Source organism: Kitasatospora sp. NPDC096204 (assembly GCF_044763205.1).
Lineage (GTDB): Bacteria > Actinomycetota > Actinomycetes > Streptomycetales > Streptomycetaceae > Kitasatospora.
In genome coordinates this window covers 1-18,346 of the sequence record NZ_JBIWFT010000058.1, presented here as the reverse complement: position 1 = coordinate 18,346, position 18,346 = coordinate 1, and the positions used below count along the sequence as shown (strand labels likewise).

Sequence of the window (18,346 nt, the reverse complement as noted above, 5' to 3'; positions counted from 1 at the left end):
ATGCTGCCCCGCATCGCCGACTCCCTCTCCTTCCTCTACCTCGACATCGTCCGCATCGTCCAGGACGACACCGGTGTCTGCGCCGAGGTCACCAGCCCCCACCGCGGCACCGAGACCGTCTACCTCCCCACCGCCGCCCTCAGCTGCGTCCTCCTCGGCCCCGGCACCTCCATCACCGCCCGGGCCCTGAGCACCCTGGCCCGGCACGGCACCACCGTCGTCATCGCCGGATCCGGCGGCGTCCGCTGCTACGCCGCCACCGTCCCCGAATCCCTCAGCACCACCTGGCTCGAACGCCAGGCCCGCGCCTGGGCGGACGACACCACCCGCCTGGCCGTCGCCACCGCCATGTACGAGCAGCGCTTCGGCCGCGGCACCGTACCGGCCGGCAGCGGCCTCACGCAGCTACGCGGGCTGGAAGGCCAACGGGTCAAGGCCCACTACCGGCTCCTCGCCCAGCAGCACCGCATCGGCCGCTTCCGCCGCAACTACGACCCGAACTCCTGGGACACCCAGGACCCGGTCAACCAGGCCCTCTCCGCCGCCAACACCTGCCTCTACGGCATCGTCCACGCGGCCGTCCTCGCCCTCGGCTGCTCGCCGGCCCTCGGCTTCGTCCACAGCGGCAACCAGCAGGCCTTCGTCTACGACATCGCCGACCTGTACAAGGCCGAGCTCACCATCCCGCTCGCCTTCTCCCTCCACGCCTCCCCACAGCCCGAAGCCGACGCCCGCCGCGGCTTCCGCGACGGACTGCGCCTGTTCCGCCTGCTGCCGCGCATCGTTACCGACATCCAGCGCCTGCTCGCCCCGGACCAGGACATCACCCTCCCCGACCCGGACAAACAGCTCGCCGACCTGTGGGACCCGGTCTCCGGCCCCATCCCCGGCGGGGTCAACTACGGGGGGGAGGAACTGCTGTGAGCCCACACCGGTCCGTGCCCGTCCACTCGGTCGGGGAGTACTCGTGGCAGCCATGACCGTCCTGTCCGCCACCGCCGTTCCCGACCACGTCCGCGGCGCCCTCACCCGCTGGCTCATCGAGGTCACACCCCAGCTGTACGTTGGCACCATCTCCGCCAAGGTGCGCGAGGAACTCTGGCAGGCCGTCAGCGGTTGCGTCGGCGACGGTGTGGCGGTGCTGGTCCATACAGCGGCCAACGAGCAGGGTTTCGAACTGCGGACGGCGGGCGAGCAGCGACGCAAGCCGGTGGACTTCGACGGGCTGACGCTGGTGGCGATGGCGGGCCTGCAGGCCGTTGAGGGCAGGGCGGCGGGGGAGGCGTAGGAAGTTGCCGGGCCAGGGGCTGCTTCACGCGGCCGACGGGGCCCGCCAACCGTTGGTCACGCGGGTCGCGACGACAGAGGAAAGACTCTGGCCGGTTGCCAGTGGCTCGGAATCGTTAGAATTTTTAACGACCACCTGAGCCTCCACAATCAGGCCGATGGAGGCGGAACGCGCTGGGAGCGCTCGCCGGGCTCGGGCAGAGGTGACCGCGCCAGCCCCGAGGGGCTGCTTGTCCGCAGTGGTTCAGAGCTTGTGCAGGACGTGCCAGGTCGCGAAACGGTGCAGCAGAGTGCGGTGTTCCGGGTTCTCGACGGCATCGAGCCATTCGGGCAGGCGGCGTTCGAACAGCAGCAGGTGGCGGTCCCTGTATGGGAGCACGCCCGAATGCATAAGCAGGTCTCGGACATGGGCGACCGATCGCCAAGGCGATAGCGTGCTCAATCCCTCATGGCTGAGCGGCACTTGTCCATGGGCGAGGGCTTGCAGGATCTGCTGAACGTGAGGCTTGCCGACCCAGGTGAGCATCCCCTTGGGCCGGGGAACGTTCCTCACCTCGTCGTAGAACGGGACGAGTTCGACCCGGATGCTGCCAGTGCCGTCGTTCAGGAACTCTCCGAGGCGCTCGGCAAGGACACAGTTCCCGCAGACCCCGCCCTGGTAACGCGCGGCTTCGCGGCCGCAGCGTTCGCAGAAGAAGTCGCCGAAGACCTCCGCGCCCTTGGCGGCCTGGTCGGTCTTGGACTTCCGGAAGCGGACGTGGAGGCCCGGCCGCTCGGGGTCGGTGGAGACCCGGACGTCGGCGAGGTTCAGCGCGGCCAGCTCCGAGCGGCGGGTCCAGGCCCCGAAGGACAGCGCGACCAGCAGGCGGCCGCGGTCGTCGGGTCGCACCGCCCGGCGGCGTCCAGGGCCTGGTCGGCCGTCACGATCGCGGACTGGCGGCGGGTGCGGCCGGCGTCGGCGAGCTGGGCGCCGTGGTCGCGGACCAGGCGCCGGGCATGCCGTCGAAGACGGCCTCGGCGTGCACCGCGGCCACCGCCTGGTCGAGCGAGGCGACGGACAGCGGCCGGCCGGTGCGCGCGGAGACGGTGTCGGTCAGCGTGCGCACCCACTCGGTGAGCGTCTCGGCGGTCATCGGCAGCGCGATGCGGCCCTCGGCCACGCACCAGGCGGCCGCCGCGGTCCACCACCGCTCGTACGCGCGCAGGGTGTTCGCCGGCACCGCGGCGCGCAGCTTGGCCCGGGTGCGGTCGGTCAGGCGGTAGTCGGCGTCCGTCCACGTGGAGACGTCGGCGAGCACCTGGTGGTCGAGCTCGCGCACGACCAGCTCGGCGGAGCGCGGCGCCGGAGGGTCCGTCAGGGTCACTCTCTCCCCTCGATAAGGAGCATTATCGCGGGCAAGGCGAAGCTTACCCGTGATAACAGACAAACCATCAGCCCCCCGCCGCAGGTTCCGGAGACACCCGCGGACACGAGGCGACAGTACGGTCCTGACGCGTGACGTACATCACATCCAACGGCCCAAGATTCTTTGCCGGACCGGTCCGCTCCCGGGCCCAGGAGTGAAGGACCCTGAACCCGGACACCGACAAGGAGCCGAGCATGACCCCGATCCCCAAACCCGAGCCCGGTGTGTGGTGCCCTCGCTGCGAGCCGCTGCTCGCGGACCTGCTCGTCAAGGGACGCCCCGCTCCGAAGGACTTCAGCGAGTGGCTGATTCCCATCCATAGCGAGGATCCGACCCGGGCCAGGGCTGCCAGGCACCGGTTCGGCGCAGCAGCGATCGGAGCGATCCTGAGCGAGCCGGACAAGCCGAGCGCCGAGCGCACGTCCAAGGTGGAATTTTTCGTAAGGTTCCTCCGGGCCGCAGTGAGGTTGCTCCGGGAGCTTGAGATCACCCCGCTGATGGAGGAAGTCCTCGGCGCCGTGCTGGCAGCCCGAAGCGCGGCCATCGACGGGGACGCTGCTGTGGTCGATGAGTTCAGCCGGGCGTGGCTGGGCCTGTCCGACCCGGCGCGATGGCGGAACGCAGTGGAGATGGCCCTGCTCGGCGACTGGGTCGAGGTCCTCGGCCGGGGCCGGACCAGTGGGGGCGAGATCGCGGACCTGCTGCGCCACGCCGCCCACGTCGAGCACCGGCGTCTGCAGCCGCTGTGGGAGCGCAAGACCCGCGGCCGACGGACTGCGCTGCTTAGCCAGCCGATCGGCACCGGCCTGGTTGTGGCGGACCTGCTCGCCGACCACCGCTCCCCCGAGCTGGAGGCGCTGAAGGACGAGCTGACGGACAGCCGGCTGGCCGCGGTGCTGCGCCTACTTGCCGACGACGAGGCTGCCACCGCCTATCACTGGGCCGACGGCTCGGACAGCTGGGCCCACGCCGCCCGGGAGGCCGGCCTGCCCGACTCCTACGGCGACCGGGTCCGCCGCAAGCTCAAGCGCCTCGGCGGCCGTCACACCCAGCGCGCGCTCGCCGCCGAGGCGGTGATCCGATGAGCCGCCGCCCACCCGCCCCGCAGACCGAGCGCGGCCTCGTGCTGCGCGTGCCCGCCGCGCCGACCTGCACCGCCATGGCCGGCACCGGCTCGGTCACCGGCGCCCTGCTGACCGGCACCGTGCCAGCTGGCTCCCCGCTGGTGTGGCCACTCGTCGTCCTCGCCCTGGGCTCCATGGCCTACGACCTCGGCGTCAGAGCTCTCCGGCGCCGGAACACCTGACGGCCGGATATGTCGGCGGGGAGGGAAGAATAACGGGGATTATCCTTCCCTTTTTCTTGAGCCGCCTGAGCATAGGCCGGGCAGAACCCCAAGCACTCGCACCCCGAACCCGCAATCAGCTATGCCTGACGAACAACCAACTTCCAACCCTGCAGGAGGCACACATGGGGGCTGTCTACGACTCGGCGAGCCGGTATCTCGGCTCCGTGTCGGGCGGAGCCGTCTACGACACGGCCAACCGGTACCTCGGCTCCGTGTCGGGCGGAGCCGTCTACGACACGGCCAACCGGTATCTCGGCTCCGTGTCGGGCGGAGCCGTCTACGACACGGCCAACCGGTATCTCGGCTCCGTGTCGAGTGGAGCCGTCTACGACACGGCCAACCGGTACCTCGGCTCCGTGGAGGAGGATGGCGAGGCACAGGAAGCAGCCGCTGCCGGGATCCTGATCCTTCTCCCCCGACTCCTCTGACCCCAGGCAGTCACGAGCATCCGCAACAGCAGGGAAGAGATTGATCATTATCCTTCCCTCTTCCGGGGTCCGCCCGGGTGGGTGACGGCCGGTCCGATAAACCGCTCGCGTCGGGAACGGGCGATCGGCTATCCCTGACGGATGACCACGCTCACGATCGACAAGTACGACCGGGTCGAGCCGGGCCTGTGCCCGAACTGCCACGCCCACTCCAACTTCGAGATGGCCACGCGCGACTTCCTCTGGCCACACGCGGTGCCCAGCCGCGCGATGAGCGATGCCAACGCCACACTGGGGCCCGACGGGTGGCTCGCAAAGCGACGCCAGACATCCTGCCACGGCCACGCGGCCTGACAAAGTGCTCAACATCCGCGCCACAAACTCGAGGTAAATGACTCTGTGCATTAGTTCCCCCCTCCGGAACCTGGACATCACCACAGGTGGGAAGGCTGAAAATTGGGAGCCTGCCGGGAAAAAGCCCCCATCGCCCCGCATTCTGTGCTCCATGACACGCGGGTCGTGTCAGGCTCCGGGCTGATCATCTGGAATGCTGTTCCCCGTCCGCCGTCCACGGCTTTGAGCGGCGGGCATCCGCAGTACCGGGCAGTCCGCCCGGGAAGCCCACGGAGAGAACGGAACATCATGAAGCCATCCGTGCTTGTCGTGTCCACAGACCCCCAGGGGTCCGCCGTCGTCTGGGCCGAGCGGGTGGGAGACAACCTGCCCTTCGACTTCATGGCGGCACACGACCACGCCGAGCAGCTGATCCACCTGAAGAAGACCGGCGCGAAGATCCACGTCATCGCCAACCAGAAGGGCGGCGTGGGCAAGACCACCACCACGGTCAACCTCGCGGCGTGCACCTTCGACGTCCTCGGTGAGAAGGACGAGTACCAGCACATCTTCATCGACACGCCGGGCACCCTGGCCGACGAGGAGATCCTGCGCCGAGCCCTGGAGATCGCGGACGACGTCCTGGTCCCGATGATCACCGAGCCGCTCTGCTTCGACCCGACGGCCCGGACCATCCAGAAGGTCATCGAGCCGATGGACATCCCCTTCCGGATCGTCGTCAACAACTGGGACCCCCGGGACGGTCGCGCCGACCTGGAGGACACCGAGGCGTACATCACGGCGAAGGGCTGGCCCCGCGCCAAGACCGTCCTGCGCCGGTACAAGATCCACTCGCGTGCGGTGGCCGAGGGAACGGTCGTCACCCAGTACAAGGAGAGCGGTACCGCCTACCGGGCCCGCGAGGACTTCTTCCGCCTGTCCCTCGAGCTCGGTTACGGGGGCCGCTGATGGCAGGCCGTCGCGTTTCCTTCGCCTCGATGGCCGGCGACCCGGTCGTCGACGCCCCCGGCGTGGACAGCGCCAACAACAGTGCCCCGGTGGCCAAGTGGATCCCCACCGCCAGCTGCCTGCCCAACCCGCGCAACCCCCGCGACGAGCTGGGCGACCTCTCCGACCTGGCGAGCATCAAGGACCGCCAGCTGCAGAGCTGCCTCGCCGTCACCCCGGCCGCCTACCTGCGGCTGTGGCCGGAGGACCGGCAGACGCTGGGCGCGGGCCCGCAGGACGTCATCGTCGTCAACGGCAACCGCCGACGGGCGGCCGCGGAGCTGTACGGGCGCGAGCAGCTGCTCGTCGTCGTGGACGACTCGGTGGCGGAGTCCAAGGCGACCCTGCTGCGGGCCGCGCTCGACGAGAACATGGCGCGCAAGGACTTCGACCCGATCGAGGAGGCCAACGCGGTCCTGCTCATCGTGGCGCAGTACCCGACCGCCAAGGAGGCGGCCGAGGCGGAGGGCTGGTCCCAGAGCTGGATCTCGCACCGCAAGAACCTGCTGAAGCTCCACCCCGAGCTGCAGCGCCAGGTGCGGGCCAAGGCGCGCGGCGAGGAGGGCATCTCCATCAACGTCGCCCGCCGGCTCGGTTCGGTCAAGGGCATCGAGGCGATGTCCCTGGCCGGTCAGACGGCGGAACTGGAGCATCTGCTCCAGGCCGACGCCGACGCGGTGGCCGCCAGGCGCGCAGCGAAGCTGGAGGCCAAGGCCGCCGCCAAGGCACCGGCTGAGGCTCCCGCACCGCAGCCCGCTGTCGCGCCCGCGGTTCAGCCGGCCGCGGAGGTGGCGCCGACAGCCGTGGAGATGCCGGTTCCCGTCGCTCCCCGGCCGGAGCCCACTCTCCGCAACTCGGTCGCGAGCGCTGAGCCTGTTCAGAGCACCGACCGATTTTCCGCGGAAAATTCCGAGCCTCTCCCGATGCCGGAGCAGCGGGCCGTGGCCCCGTCGGACGAGCAGCCGTCGGCCGTCCTGCGGCCGGAACTCGGCGACGTCGACTGGCACAACGTCGAGGAACTGGCAGACGCCATCTGCCGCACCCTCTCGGCCGACGAGGCCTACCGCCTCGCCGACGCCCTGGCCAACCGGCTGCTGACGACGGGCGGCTGACGCGTCCTGGTGTTCCCGCCCCGCTCTGAGCGGGGCGGGAACACCAGGGAGTATTTGCGGAAGGCCAGTCGCTCAGGTGCCCCGGCACCCGGTTCCTCTCGCGCACGCTGACGAGCCCGCCATCGGGCCGAACCCGCCGTCCGCGACCTCCGTCCGGATGCGACGATGCGGCCGGTTCTCGCGCCTGGTCGACACCACCGGTCCGGCCGGGGTCGGGCAGGAGCCCGGAGACGGTCACCGCGGCAGCGCGACGATGCCGGTGAGCACGGCGACGGTTGCGGCGTGGGTGCGGCTGCCGCGCCACGAGAGTGCGCGGACGACCCGCTGTTCGATCGCGCGGGCCGTGGGCAGGGTCAGCCCGATGCCGTTGGCACCGGCTTCGCTCGACGTGCCGGTGCAGATGAGGACGGTCACGGCCCGACCCGCCTGGTCCAGCTCGGGCACGTGCTCGGGCAGTTCGCGTCGCAGCCGTCCGGTGTCGATCAGCTCGGCCGCGATCAGGCGCGCGACCAGGTGGGCGTCGTCGACGGCAGCGGCGCGTCGGCGGAGGTCGGCCAGACGGGTCCGGACCAGGTGCTCACCGGTGTGGACCCGGACGCCGATCTCGGGGATGCTCAGCCCCTTAGCGGCCAACTCGGCGATCCGACGCTCCAGCGTGTTCAACTCGGGCCGGGGAGCACGCCGTTGCTCCGCCCTCAGCGCGATGCTCGTGGTCGTCAGGACCCTGCGGACCCCGGCTGCCGCCGCCACAGGCGCCTGGTCGGCGGTGCAGACGGCCAGCACGTCCTCGGCCGGCACTCCGAGGCGGTGGGCGGCTTCCACGTAGGCGGCGGTGCCGTCGTACACGCTCTGGCGCACGGCGCACGACCAGGCCGCTCCCAGACCGACCGTCTCGACGGCACGTCCCGGATCGACCGCGGCCGCCGGGAGGACCAGTGCGCACGGGGCGCCGAGGGCCAGCACCTGGTGCACCAGCCGTACGGCGGCCGGCGTCGCACCGCGGGGCGCGGTTCCGGCCAGAACCTGCTTCAGCGAGGGCACGTCCGGGAGGCAGTCCAGCGCGCCGAGGTGCACGGCCAGACCGCGCGCGGATCGCAGCAGCGCGACGGCGTGCTCCAGCGGGGCGGAGCGGTGGTCGGGCTCCGTCGGCGCGGCGGCGACGGGGCCGGAGGCACCACCGCCTCCCGTCGTCCGGTGGTGCCCGGTGCGGCCCTGACCCGAATCGGCCGCCATGGGTGTGGTGAGGTCGGCCAGGGTGTCCCGGGCCGGATCGATCAGCTGGTGCTCCAGCGCTTGGCGGACGGCGACGACGCGCTTGCGCGTGCGGAAGGCGTCCAGCACGGCGTCCTCGTAGAGCTCCGCCGCACGTTCCCGGACCTCGAGTGCGCGGGCGACGTCGGGGCGGGTCCCGCCCGCCGCCCAGATCCGGAGGATCAACGTCTGTTCGTCGGTAAGGGGTGGCGGAGCGCTCACCGGGGCGGAACGGGTGAGCAGGCCGGACTGCCATGCCCGGGCGAAGGCCTGGACCCGGTTCGCCGTCCCAAGCGGTCGTACGCCTGGTGCAGGTGGCTCTTGACGGTGTCGAACGTCAGGTTCAGTGCGGCGCCGATCGCCGCGTCCGTCAGCCCGAGACCGACCCTGTCCATCACCGCGACGTGCCGCTCCGGCAGCGGCCTGCCGGTGGCGTTCACCGCGTGCACGTCGCTCACCGGCTCCCAGCCCGCGCCCGGTGCGGGAGCGTGGAACGCGGCTTCGCACCGACCCTGGCCGCCGGGGCGTGGACGGCCACGCCGACCTTGGCCTCCCCGCTTCCGGTGGCGCGGCTGGTCGCCCCGTACAGGGCACCGCGGGCCACCTGCTGCAGGGGGACGACGTCGGCCTCGGACAGGGCGGGTTTGCCGGGAAGGGACACGGACATGGCGGATCTCCAGGAGGAGCGGGGCGGAAGGAGCGCTGCCGGGTCGGCGGCTACGGCTGATCCAGCACGGCCAGCAGCGAGGGCCCGATCTGCCGGGCCAGGTGGGAACCGATGGTCAGGATCAGGTCGCCCCGCTGGACGAGGGAGGCGACGAGGGCGTCGGCGCCCGCTTGGTGCAGGCCGGGCTCGTGCCGGATCACCGTGTCGGTGGAACCGGCGTTGAGGATGGCTTCGCCGCCGTCGGCCCGGTTCCGGTGCCGGGGGAACGTCGAGTGGACGGGCAGCAGTACGGTCCGGTCTGCGGCGCTCAGGGCGTCGGCGATCGGACCGGCGAGGGCGTTCGACCGCAGGTGCCCGGAGGGCTCGTACACGGCCACCACCGCGCCTTCGGTGAGCATCCGGGCGCCCTGGAGGTCGGCGGCGATCTCCCCCGGGTGCACGGCCCTGGACTCCACGACGTCGATGCCGCCGGCCGAGCCGAGCCGGGTCAGCGACCGTTCGACGCCCGCGAACGCGCCGAGCCCGTCGGCGAGTTCGGTGCCGGGAACACCGAGGGCCCAGCCCGCGGCCCACGCGGCTGCCACGGCCATGGCGTTGTTCGTCCCGGGGACCGGCACGGTGAACGTGTGACGCTCGCCGTCGGCCTGGACGGTGACGCGGTGGTCCTCTCCGGTCCAGAACGTCCGGAGGACCTGCACGTCCGTGTCGGTGCCGCGGCCGACGGTCACCACCCTGGGACCCGGGCGGTGCCTGCGCAGTCGGTCCGCCAGTTCCTGGCAGCCCGGCTGGGCGGCCCACACCACCACCGTCTCGCTCCGCCGGGCGAGGGCCTCCATCCGGTCCAGCGCCTCCGGATGGTTCCACCAGCACGGCGGTGCCGCGTCCGCGGCGGTGATCAGTGTGACGGTCGGACGCAGCCCTTCACCGAGGGTGCGGAAACGCCAACCGGGCGGCGACGTCTCATGACCGGAGCTGTCCGGACAGAGGTCCGCGACCAGGACCTCCCCGTCGCCGTCGTAGCCGACGGAGTCCCCTTTCGGGGCCTCGGCGAGGATCCACCCGGGGTCACGGCGGGCGAGCGCGCAGGTGAGCGCGGCAGCCGCCATGGTGGTCGAATGGCTGCCCGCGACGGCGACCGTGACCGGAGCCGTCCCGGCCAGCAGCTCGACGGCCCGGTCGTAGCCCAGTACGGGAAGGCCCCGGCCGACGGCGTGGTCGAGGATGTCCTGGATCGCGGTGTTGTCCCCGCCCCAGATCAGCGGGATCCCCCCGGGGGTGGTCGCCTGCAGGTGGACACCGCACCGTTCGAGCTTTCGGCGCAGGTCGGGGCGGGCATCGAGGGGCGCCGACGAGACCGTCACCCGAGCGTGGCGCCGGGCCAGGTAGGAGGCCAGGCCGGCCATGCCGGGGCTGTGGGGGTCGGGGATGTGGATGGCGGACAGGAGTCCGGGCAGCGGCAGGGGCCTCCCGGCGCCCTTCACGGGCATGGCCGCGGTCATGCCGCGGCCGCCCGGCGGTCCGCTTCGCCGCGGTCCGCACCCGGGGAGACCCCGAGGGCGAGTCCCCCGGAGCTGACGTGGACGGCGGCCGGGACGCCGGCGGTGTCGACCGGGGTGCCGGCGATGGTGCTGGGAACACTCGGGTTCATGGCAGGTCTCCGCAGATGAGCGGGTGAGTTCGAGCCGACCGATGCGGTATCCGAACCGGCGGGGACTCAGGATGCCTCCGAGGAAGGGGACGTGATCAGAGCCGAGCTGGACGTCCTGGGACGTCCTCGGTATCGTCCTGAGGCCTCAGCACGTCCCAAGACGTCCCTCATCGGGAGCACCATGGCGAACGAACGCCTCCGGTCGGCGCTGGTCGTCCGAGGGGTGACCGAGCAGGAGCTGGCGGAGCACTGCGGTGTCGACGCCAAGACGGTGGAACGCTGGATCCTCAGGAACCGCGAACCGTACCGGCGACACCGCCAGGCAGCCGCGGCCAAGCTGCAGATCGACGAGGACTACCTCTGGCCGGACGCGAAGTCCGAGACCCGGCGGCTGGACGAGGCCGACGCCGAGATCGTCCACGTCTACCCCCATCGCTCCTCCGTGCCACCGGAGTCGTGGGTGCAGTTCGCCGAGCGGGCCGCGAGCGACATCGGGATCCTGGTCCACGCCGGCGTCCACCTGGCCCAGAACCCGCGGTGGCACCGGGCGCTGACCGAACAGGCACGGGCGGGGGTAAGGGTCCGGATGCTGCTCGGTGACCCGGAGAGCCCGGAGATCGCGCGGCGGGGCGAGGAGGAGGAGCTCGGCGAAGGCGTCGCGTACAAGGTGCGCGAGGTCATCAAGCTCTACCGTCCGCTCCACGGCACACCCGGCATCGAGTTCCGGGTACACCGGTCCACGCTGCACAACTCCCTGTACCGGTTCGACGACGAGATGCTGGTCAACACCCAGATCTACGGCGTGAGCGCACCGCTCACCCCGGTGCTCCACCTGCGCCGCGTCCATGGCGCCCGGCTGGTCTCGACCTACCAGGAGAGCTTCGAGAAGGTCTGGTCCGGTGCCGTACCGCTTCCGCTACCGAGGCAGGCACCATGAGCCGTACCGACTACTTCGACGACCCGAACGCCCCGCGGGCGCAGCGGATCGTGCCCGCCGTCACCGCGTTCGTGGTGAACGGGCGCGGCGAACTCCTGCTGGAGCGGCGCTCCGACAACGGCCGCTGGGGCATGCCGGGCGGGGTCCTGGAGATCGGTGAGGACCTTCCGGGGGCCGTCGTGCGGGAGGTGCGGGAGGAGACCGGCATCGAGGTCGAGGTCACCGGCCTCGTCGGCACGTACAGTGATCCCGGCCACGTGATCGAGTTCTCCGACGGGGAGGTGCGCCAGGAGTTCTCCCTGTGCTTCCGCGCGAGGCCGGTGGGCGGCTGGCTCGCCGCCAGTTCCGAGTCCTTCGAGGTCCGCTGGGTGCCGCGGGAGGACCTGGACGGGCTCGACATCGCCCCGACGACCAGGCTCCGCCTCGACCACGGCTTCCGGAACGAGCAGACCCCGCACCTCGGTTGAGCGCTCAAGAGCCGTCGGAGCCGGCCAGCCGCTTCGCGACCCGGTCGACCATGTCGAGCAGCGCCGGGCGGGCGGCGGAGACGGCGCGGTGGACGACGTGGCCGGCGCCGTACCGGCGGAGCACCTCGTCGAGCCGGGACACCGGGTCCACCACGGCGCCGTCGGGGCCGCTGGTGAGGTCGCAGTACGTGATCGCGTCCAGCAGGTCCGACGGCGGCCGGCGGAACTCCGCGAGCGCGGCCGACAAGCCCAACTCGGTCGCCTCCCACTCCGACGAGGAGTGGTAGGCGACCAGCGAACAGACCTCGTCACCGACGCCGATCCGACGCAGGTACCGGGCGCCGTCGATCATGTGCTGGCCTGTGTCGACCGAACACGTCGCGTACCCGACGTCGTGAAGCACCGCGGCGACGCACACCAGCTCCCCGTCGGCACCGAGGACCGGAGCGAGGAGCCGGGCCTGCTCCAGGACCCGACAGGAGTGCGCCCAGCGCAGGGGGACGCCCGCGAGCAGCGACTCGGCGGTCCGGTACGCGAGGGGCAGCTTCATCGCTCAAGGCTAGGCGACGACGCATGCCGATCAGGGACCGATGGTGCGAAGAGGCCGACGACGGAGGGGCCGGCCTTCCTCCACGGCCCCGAGGGCCTGTTCGCCCCCGCCATCCCCAGCCGGACTGCGGACGAACTCCGCGATGGCCAGGGCCACGAGGCCGCCGAGGAGGCCGTGCGATGAGTGTGGTGGACAGCGCCCCGCGCGACTCGTTGAAGGCGCTTCGCCTCTCCGGCGTGCTGGAGACCCTCGACACCCGCCCGGCCCAGGCCCACGGGCGGCGAGTTCGGGCACCCGGACTTTCTCCAGGTCCTCTGCGAGGACGAGATCACCCGCCGCGAGACCGTCGCCTTCCAACGGTGTTCCTCCGCACGCGTGTCCTGTCGGCTGTGTAAGCACTTTCCGAGCTTGCTTCCTGCGGCGATCATGGTCGACATGAACAGCCGGTTTGAGCAGGACAGAAGCTCTGATAGCAACGTTCCCCGGCCGCAGTGGACGGAAGAGTTCGGACTTCAGACCGTGGACTCCGATGGACTGGTTGAGTCTGTGACCATCTACGTCGGCCAGCCCTCCACCGCCCTGATCGCGCTCCTTGACGGCGAGTCGCTCACCCAGATCAATGGGACCGACTACCTCGACTGTCTCACCCAGGCTCGACGACAGCTGGAACAAGACGGCCGCCTGCTCTGCTGCCAGGGAGCCCGTCCCGACGTTCACCCGTCAGGACAGTTGCGCCAGTTCACCAATGGGCGGCAGGCGTACGTCCGCTTCCCGGACGCTCGGGGCGAGGCCCCTGAGACCGTCGACATCTTCGCCCCGGCATCACCCGAAGACGCCGTAACTCTCGACGACCAGCGAGCAGCCATCATCCGCGCCTGGAATGCACAGCACCCGAGAAATCGGATCTGACCCATCAACCAGTCACTCATCGTGAAGTCCCACGGAAGAGATTCCGTGGTTTGGTGACGGCAAGTCACCATGATGGAGTGAATGCGATGGCAGTGTTCTGATCGGTCTGGTCCTGCCGAAAGCGGGTGTGGGAGACTCGGCCGGTCGCTTCAACAGGCGCCGCCGGGGCGCCCGAGGTCCCGTTGCGGGCCGAACCAGCAGGAGTAAGAGGCGGTGCAGGCGGTAGCCGCACGCGTGGCGCGCGATCGGCGTCCTGAGTAGGCCCCGCTGGATCCCGGCCCCTGGGTGCGTCTCGCTCCGTGCGGTCACGCCAGCAGCACGCGTTCGCGTAGGTCCAGTCCCGCAGCCGACGCCAGGCCGTCACCCCGGAGCAGCCCACGGTATCGGCCGGAACATCGCGCCGGGCCACACCGGTCCGCAGCACGTACACGATGCCCGCGAGGGCCGCCCGGTCCGGAACACGCAGCCGACCCGGGTAGAGGCGGCGGCGTTCGGGAGTGGGCGGCAGGAGTGGAGCGACCCGCTCCCACAGGTCATCCGGAACAAGATCAGCGTTCACCTGGACACCCTGCCTACCAAGATCGCCGCGCGCAAAGGCCGTGGCTCAGCTCATTCTGAAACGATCACGATCAGTAAGGCAGGCCTGTGACGGGCGCTCCTGAACGACCTGGGGCTGTTCGTGAGTCGATCCGTCCACAGGGTGTAGCACCTTTGCCGGGGCGGTGGAGGTGCCACACCAGGTCATGTCTATTCGTCCTCGTCCTCGTCGTCGTCCTCGGACTCGGCGGTCCACCACAGGTCGATCCGATAGGTCTCCAGGACCTTCTGGTGGGCTGCCCAGACCGCGTCGGTGTCAGCCTGTGAATGCTGTTGCGTCGTGCGGAGTTCGGCGTGGAGGCTCGTCTCCTGCGCGGCGGCCTCGTGTCGACCCTTCCACGACGCCCGGCCTTCGTAGATTCCTGGGCGGGGTAGTTGGAAGTGACCGGCGATGTCCGGGGCGAAGGCACGGATGACCACTTCGCCCGTGGCGCTGTCGAGTACTGCCGGGCGTTCCCCCTCGGCGATCCAGCTACTGTCGGCCGGCGCGGGGCCGTCCCAGACCCGTACCAGGACCTCGGCAGGCGCGATGCCCTGGAGGCTGCGGAGATAGATCTGGGTGCCGGTACCCGCCACCACCGTGTCCTGGGTCTGCCTGGCGGCTTCCGAGTCGGTGAGGTATGAGTCGGAGTCGTACACCTCGATGAGACCGTGGTCGGGCCTGGCTTCGGCGCGGAATTCGAAAAGGATCGGCACTGGTGTCCTCCGGCCTGGGTGAGTACGGCTTACGGGACGATCGTGACGTAGAACGGGTCGCTGTCCAAGATCCGGTTCACGGTGAGGACATGCTTGATCAAGTTCCCCCCGTCTCCGTTGTCCTTTCCGTCTATCAGGCGGGCGGAGTACCGGTTCACGAGCTTGCCTGCGCTGTCTTTCCGGTTCGCGCCTTCGTACGTGGACGAGAACGGGTACTCGTCACACTGCAGCGCCGAGTTCGCGTAGTCACCCCGGATGCCGCGGCACGTGGTTATCGCGACCTTGCGGTTCTCATTCGGCTTGTCGCGGTCGACGAGGCCGCCGCCGAACGGGAAGCGATCCTGCGCCAGCACTACAACCGGCTGTGCGAGCCCGAGGAGGCCCACCGCCGCCGCCCGGTCGAGGACACCCCGGCCACCGACGCTGCTGAGCACGCCCGCCAGCAGTGGGAACGGCACCAGGCCGCGCTCGCTGCCGCCCGCGCCACCCAGGCCGGAGCCACCCTGCTGCACCCGACTCGCCCAGCTCTACCGCAGGCCGGAGCAGCATGAGCCGCAACCGTTTTCCCCGGGAGCCATTCCAACGGACATGGGGTCGATCGCTGGTTGGTGCGGCCGCCTCCGCGCAGGCGGAGCGGACACGGCCACCACCCCTCCCCCGAGCCGTCCGCCCCGTCCCCGACGGAAAGTGCGGGTTATAGGGAATGTTCCGCCGGGGCGGGGGAAACCGGCAGCCGCACCAGGAAGACGGGAACTCCGTTCGACGAGGAGGCAGTTGTGGCCAGTGGACTGTGGGACTACGGCAACGCCGAGGGTTACGCCCCGGGCACCGACCTGACGGGTTACCGGGTCGAGGCCGAGGACGGTCACATCGGCAAGGTCGACCGACACACCGAGGACGTGGACTCCGCGCACATCGTGGTCGACACCGGCCCGTGGATCTTCGGCCGTGAAGTGCTGCTGCCCGCCGGCACCATCCGGCGCGTGGACACCACCGAGCGGACGGTGTGGGTGAACCGGACGAAGGACGAGGTGAAGAACTCACCCGAGTTCCACAAGGACCGGCACACCGCGGACCCGGACTACCACCGGGCGATCGGCGGGTACTACGGCGGGGTCTTCTGATCGCCTCTCACCGGCGCACCCCGCAGGGCCCCGACCTGGTGGTCGGGGCCCTGCGGCGCTCCCGGCCGATTGGCGGGAACGCCCGTGTGCCTGACCGGGCGCCGGCCAACGGCCCCGTGAGGTACGTCGCATGCGGTCACCGGCCGCGGGCAGGCGCTGGACGCACGTATCCGGAGGTTCTCGAAGGCATCCGAAGGTTGGAGGGAGGTCTGCATGGCCAGGATCCACGGAGTGGGGTGGGCCCGACGCCTTCCGCTCGGCGCGGGCGTACGGGCCGGCCGGGAGTGGGCGCGGACGCATCTGGAGGCCCTGGGCTGGAACAGGGACGCGCCGGCGGTCGCGGACGCGGTGGTGCTGGCCGTGTCCGAACTGACCACCAACGCCCACGTCCACGCCGGCAGTGACGCGGAGCTGGTGCTGACGTGGGACGGACGCTGTCTGCACCTGAGCCTCCACGACCACAGCCCTCAGCTCCCCCGTCAGCGATCGGCTGCCCCCGACGCCGTCGGCGGGCGGGGCCTGAAGCTGGTTAACGCGCTCGCCGACCACTGGCACACCCGCCGGCAGAAGAACGGCAAGACGGTCACCGCCTGTTTCCACCCGCCGGGCGTGGGGCCGTCCCATTGAGCGGGCCGGCCTGGTGGCGGCCCGCTCAGCTGCCGCCGGTGCTGTCCGCGTGGATGGTGAAGGTCGAGACCGACGACGGCGAGCACGCGCAGCGTTTTGGCCGGTACGGCGCTCAGGGCGAGGTCCGCGCCCGGTCGAGGTTGAGCAGGGCGTTGGCGACGACCTCGGTCAGGGAGGGGTGGATCCAGTACGGGCTCCGGGCCAGGGTAGGGACGTTGATGCCGAGGCTCATGGCGGTGACCAGGGGCTGGATCAGGGCGGACGCCTGCGGACCGAGGCTGTGGGCGCCCAGCTGTACGCGACGTCCGCGTGCCGGCGGGGAGGTGCGATGCCTCCCCGCCGGATCCCTGGTGGTGCGGTGATCAGAGGGAGCTGGTGATCACGGTTCCGGTGTGGTTCCCGGGGATCGAGGTGAGGTTGAGGGTCTCAGGGGCAGTCCAGGTGCCGTCGGCGTGGCGGGCGGTGAGGAGGACCTTGTTGTCGTCGGTGGCGATGGCGAACTGGGCGTCGGTGTCGACCGGGGCGGAGCTGATGCTGGTGCCGGTGACGTTCCCGACCACCCCGCCGAGAGAGGCGACGGGCTGCCAACTCCCGCTGGCATAACGCATGGTGTGGTACTGGCCGTCGCTCGCGATGAGGGCGAGGTTGAGGTCGTTGCCCTGGCGGACGATAGTGGCGGCGGTCACCGGCGCGGTGGCACCGGCGGCGTCGGCGACCGACCCCCAGGCACCCCAGCTCCCAGTGGCAAGGCGACGGGTGTGGTAGATCTTCCCGCCCGACACGGCGGCGATGTGCAGGTCACCGCCAGCGGCACCGGCCGCGGAGATGGAGGTGATGCCGTTCAGCGGCCCGGTGGCGTCGGTGACCACGTTGAACCTGGTCCACTGGCCGTTCGCGAAACGCACGGCGTGGAACAGGATACCGTCCGCGACCACCACGACGTGCAGGTCGCCGCCCATAGGCGCGATGCTGACCTGGGTGATGTTGCCGAGGTCCGAGACCGTGGTGTTGATGTCGACGAACTTCTGCCCCCAGCCGCCGTCGAGGTTGTGCACGGCGTAGTGCAGGTGCCCATCACCGCCGAGCGCGATGACATGGGTGTCGGCGTTGATGCCGGCCGTGGAAACGGCGCGCACACCGCCGATGTTCCCGGCCACGGCCTGGACATCCTCGTACGGGGTCCACGACCCGTCGTACAGCCGGGACGCGAAGAACAGGTTCGCGTCACTGCGCACCAGGGCCTGGGTCTTCCAGCCCACGGCCGTCGCGCGGACCTGCTGCACCCAGCCGGCGACGTCGTCGGTACGGGAGTTGACGGCGCCGGTGCGGGTCTCGCTGGCGGGCACGCCGAGGCAGCCGCCCTGCCAGGAGCGGGAGGCGACGGCGACCAGCTCGGCCTTGCCGTTGACCTCACGGACGGCCGGGGCGCCGGTGTCGCCCTTGCAGATCGCCGCACCGCCGGTGCCGGTGGTGCCGACGCCGGTGGTGGTCACGGTGTCGAGGGAGAAGGTGCCGGTGTGGAGCTTGTTCGGCACCCACTCGTCCTTGGTCCGCCCGTACGCGGGCACCCGCAGCGTCTGCCCGGCGACCGGCGCAGCGGTGGCGACCGGCAGCGTGGCGACACCGTCGACGGGCGTGGCCAGACGGGCCATCACCAGGTCACGGTCGGTGCGCGGAACCAGCCCGGAGACCTCCGCCGACTTCCCGCCGACGGTCACGGTGGTCTTCCACTTCGGCGCGCCCGCCGCCAGCGCCTGCGGCTGCGCCGGGTCGTCGGCGAAGCAGGAGGCGGCGGTGAGCACCCAGAAGCGGTCCACCAGCGCGCCGGTGCAGGCCCGCAGGTTGTCGCCGATCGTCAGGCGCGCGGTGAAGGCGTAGGAGCCGTCGGCGGCCGCATCGCCGACCACGGCTCCGGCCGGGGAGAAGGTGCTCAGCGTGCCGGCGGTCGCGG

The 18,346-nt window shown here is 70.8% G+C and carries 25 protein-coding genes and 1 pseudogene; 13 read left to right on the top strand and 13 right to left on the bottom strand.

The window, feature by feature from the left end:
- Both cas1e and cas2e read left to right on the top strand, forming a co-directional pair.
- On the top strand, positions 1 to 924 hold the full coding sequence (gene cas1e, locus ACIQ87_RS37710) for a type I-E CRISPR-associated endonuclease Cas1e (RefSeq protein ID WP_402416301.1): 924 nt from the start codon (positions 1 to 3) through the stop codon (positions 922 to 924).
- Between the two features lie 43 nt (positions 925 to 967).
- Positions 968 to 1,288: a type I-E CRISPR-associated endoribonuclease Cas2e gene (gene cas2e, locus ACIQ87_RS37705; protein ID WP_402416243.1), complete on the top strand. Its 321-nt coding sequence runs from the start codon at positions 968 to 970 to the stop codon at positions 1,286 to 1,288.
- A 243-nt stretch (positions 1,289 to 1,531) separates the two neighbouring features.
- Here cas2e and ACIQ87_RS37700 read toward each other — a convergent pair whose 3' ends face one another.
- A complete protein-coding gene (locus ACIQ87_RS37700) occupies positions 1,532 to 2,176 on the bottom strand; it encodes a hypothetical protein (RefSeq protein WP_402416240.1) in 645 nt (214 codons plus the stop codon).
- A gap of 31 nt (positions 2,177 to 2,207) precedes the next feature.
- Positions 2,208 to 2,651 (bottom strand): hypothetical protein, encoded by a 444-nt coding sequence (locus tag ACIQ87_RS37695; RefSeq protein ID WP_402416238.1) that lies wholly within the window; start codon positions 2,649 to 2,651, stop codon positions 2,208 to 2,210.
- Between the two features lie 236 nt (positions 2,652 to 2,887).
- Between ACIQ87_RS37695 and ACIQ87_RS37690 the strand changes: the two genes are divergently transcribed.
- The 6 genes from ACIQ87_RS37690 to ACIQ87_RS37665 all read left to right on the top strand — a co-directional run bounded on the left by ACIQ87_RS37690 (position 2,888) and on the right by ACIQ87_RS37665 (position 6,922).
- The gene (locus ACIQ87_RS37690; RefSeq protein WP_402416235.1) at positions 2,888 to 3,778 is read left to right on the top strand and encodes a hypothetical protein; all 891 of its coding nucleotides are present in this window, start codon (positions 2,888 to 2,890) and stop codon (positions 3,776 to 3,778) included.
- Positions 3,775 to 3,999 carry a hypothetical protein gene (locus ACIQ87_RS37685; RefSeq protein ID WP_402416232.1) on the top strand — a complete coding sequence of 75 codons (225 nt, stop codon included), beginning with the start codon at positions 3,775 to 3,777 and terminating at the stop codon, positions 3,997 to 3,999. Before ACIQ87_RS37690 ends, ACIQ87_RS37685 begins: the two co-directional genes overlap by 4 nt.
- A 164-nt stretch (positions 4,000 to 4,163) precedes the next feature.
- The gene (locus ACIQ87_RS37680) at positions 4,164 to 4,469 is read left to right on the top strand and encodes a 5-fold beta-flower protein (RefSeq protein ID WP_402416229.1); all 306 of its coding nucleotides are present in this window, start codon (positions 4,164 to 4,166) and stop codon (positions 4,467 to 4,469) included.
- Positions 4,470 to 4,610: 141 nt separating this feature from the next.
- Positions 4,611 to 4,823: a hypothetical protein gene (locus ACIQ87_RS37675; protein WP_402416226.1), complete on the top strand. Its 213-nt coding sequence runs from the start codon at positions 4,611 to 4,613 to the stop codon at positions 4,821 to 4,823.
- Between the two features lie 309 nt (positions 4,824 to 5,132).
- On the top strand, positions 5,133 to 5,771 hold the full coding sequence (locus ACIQ87_RS37670; RefSeq protein WP_359902473.1) for a ParA family protein: 639 nt from the start codon (positions 5,133 to 5,135) through the stop codon (positions 5,769 to 5,771).
- Positions 5,771 to 6,922 carry a ParB/RepB/Spo0J family partition protein gene (locus tag ACIQ87_RS37665; RefSeq protein WP_402416223.1) on the top strand — a complete coding sequence of 384 codons (1,152 nt, stop codon included), beginning with the start codon at positions 5,771 to 5,773 and terminating at the stop codon, positions 6,920 to 6,922. The genes ACIQ87_RS37670 and ACIQ87_RS37665 overlap by 1 nt, the downstream gene beginning before the upstream one ends.
- A gap of 234 nt (positions 6,923 to 7,156) precedes the next feature.
- On the opposite strand, the gene ACIQ87_RS37660 is transcribed toward ACIQ87_RS37665, so the two are convergent.
- Genes ACIQ87_RS37660 through ACIQ87_RS37640 form a run of 5 tightly spaced genes read right to left on the bottom strand, consistent with a single transcriptional unit; the run spans position 7,157 to position 10,488 of the window.
- The gene (locus ACIQ87_RS37660) at positions 7,157 to 8,359 is read right to left on the bottom strand and encodes a hypothetical protein (protein ID WP_402416220.1); all 1,203 of its coding nucleotides are present in this window, start codon (positions 8,357 to 8,359) and stop codon (positions 7,157 to 7,159) included.
- 32 nt (positions 8,360 to 8,391) lie between these two features.
- Positions 8,392 to 8,631: a hypothetical protein gene (locus ACIQ87_RS37655; RefSeq protein WP_402416217.1), complete on the bottom strand. Its 240-nt coding sequence runs from the start codon at positions 8,629 to 8,631 to the stop codon at positions 8,392 to 8,394.
- A complete protein-coding gene (locus ACIQ87_RS37650) occupies positions 8,628 to 8,840 on the bottom strand; it encodes a hypothetical protein (RefSeq protein ID WP_402416215.1) in 213 nt (70 codons plus the stop codon). Before ACIQ87_RS37650 ends, ACIQ87_RS37655 begins: the two co-directional genes overlap by 4 nt.
- A gap of 50 nt (positions 8,841 to 8,890) precedes the next feature.
- A complete protein-coding gene (locus ACIQ87_RS37645) occupies positions 8,891 to 10,327 on the bottom strand; it encodes a glutamate ligase domain-containing protein (RefSeq protein ID WP_402416212.1) in 1,437 nt (478 codons plus the stop codon).
- Between the two features lie 8 nt (positions 10,328 to 10,335).
- Positions 10,336 to 10,488, bottom strand: a complete 153-nt coding sequence (locus tag ACIQ87_RS37640) for a hypothetical protein (RefSeq protein ID WP_402416209.1) — start codon at positions 10,486 to 10,488, stop codon at positions 10,336 to 10,338.
- A gap of 181 nt (positions 10,489 to 10,669) precedes the next feature.
- Between ACIQ87_RS37640 and ACIQ87_RS37635 the strand changes: the two genes are divergently transcribed.
- Positions 10,670 to 11,425 (top strand): helix-turn-helix domain-containing protein, encoded by a 756-nt coding sequence (locus tag ACIQ87_RS37635; protein WP_402416206.1) that lies wholly within the window; start codon positions 10,670 to 10,672, stop codon positions 11,423 to 11,425.
- Positions 11,422 to 11,892 carry an NUDIX hydrolase gene (locus tag ACIQ87_RS37630; protein WP_402416203.1) on the top strand — a complete coding sequence of 157 codons (471 nt, stop codon included), beginning with the start codon at positions 11,422 to 11,424 and terminating at the stop codon, positions 11,890 to 11,892. The genes ACIQ87_RS37635 and ACIQ87_RS37630 overlap by 4 nt, the downstream gene beginning before the upstream one ends.
- Before the next feature lie 4 nt (positions 11,893 to 11,896).
- On the opposite strand, the gene ACIQ87_RS37625 is transcribed toward ACIQ87_RS37630, so the two are convergent.
- The gene (locus ACIQ87_RS37625) at positions 11,897 to 12,442 is read right to left on the bottom strand and encodes an HD domain-containing protein (protein WP_402416201.1); all 546 of its coding nucleotides are present in this window, start codon (positions 12,440 to 12,442) and stop codon (positions 11,897 to 11,899) included.
- A 435-nt stretch (positions 12,443 to 12,877) separates the two neighbouring features.
- Here ACIQ87_RS37625 and ACIQ87_RS37620 point away from each other — a divergent pair, with 435 nt between their 5' ends.
- Positions 12,878 to 13,351, top strand: a complete 474-nt coding sequence (locus tag ACIQ87_RS37620) for a hypothetical protein (protein WP_402416198.1) — start codon at positions 12,878 to 12,880, stop codon at positions 13,349 to 13,351.
- A 325-nt stretch (positions 13,352 to 13,676) separates the two neighbouring features.
- Here the strand turns inward: ACIQ87_RS37620 and ACIQ87_RS37615 are convergent.
- The 3 genes and pseudogenes from ACIQ87_RS37615 to ACIQ87_RS37605 form a co-directional block, all read right to left on the bottom strand.
- Positions 13,677 to 13,910, bottom strand: a pseudogene (locus ACIQ87_RS37615) (transposase); the annotation flags it as partial.
- A gap of 188 nt (positions 13,911 to 14,098) precedes the next feature.
- The gene (locus ACIQ87_RS37610; RefSeq protein ID WP_402416195.1) at positions 14,099 to 14,644 is read right to left on the bottom strand and encodes a hypothetical protein; all 546 of its coding nucleotides are present in this window, start codon (positions 14,642 to 14,644) and stop codon (positions 14,099 to 14,101) included.
- A 29-nt stretch (positions 14,645 to 14,673) separates the two neighbouring features.
- Entirely contained in the window at positions 14,674 to 15,156 is a 483-nt protein-coding gene (locus ACIQ87_RS37605; protein ID WP_402416192.1) for a hypothetical protein, read from the bottom strand.
- A gap of 264 nt (positions 15,157 to 15,420) precedes the next feature.
- Here ACIQ87_RS37605 and ACIQ87_RS37600 point away from each other — a divergent pair, with 264 nt between their 5' ends.
- Entirely contained in the window at positions 15,421 to 15,768 is a 348-nt protein-coding gene (locus ACIQ87_RS37600) for a PRC-barrel domain containing protein (RefSeq protein WP_402416189.1), read from the top strand.
- 213 nt (positions 15,769 to 15,981) lie between these two features.
- On the top strand, positions 15,982 to 16,395 hold the full coding sequence (locus tag ACIQ87_RS37595; RefSeq protein WP_402416187.1) for an ATP-binding protein: 414 nt from the start codon (positions 15,982 to 15,984) through the stop codon (positions 16,393 to 16,395).
- Between the two features lie 112 nt (positions 16,396 to 16,507).
- Here the strand turns inward: ACIQ87_RS37595 and ACIQ87_RS37590 are convergent, their stop codons facing one another.
- A complete protein-coding gene (locus ACIQ87_RS37590; RefSeq protein ID WP_402416298.1) occupies positions 16,508 to 16,687 on the bottom strand; it encodes a hypothetical protein in 180 nt (59 codons plus the stop codon).
- A gap of 70 nt (positions 16,688 to 16,757) precedes the next feature.
- Positions 16,758 to 18,346 (bottom strand): trypsin-like serine protease (locus tag ACIQ87_RS37585; RefSeq protein WP_402416184.1); only part of this gene is annotated, 1,589 nt, incomplete at its 5' end.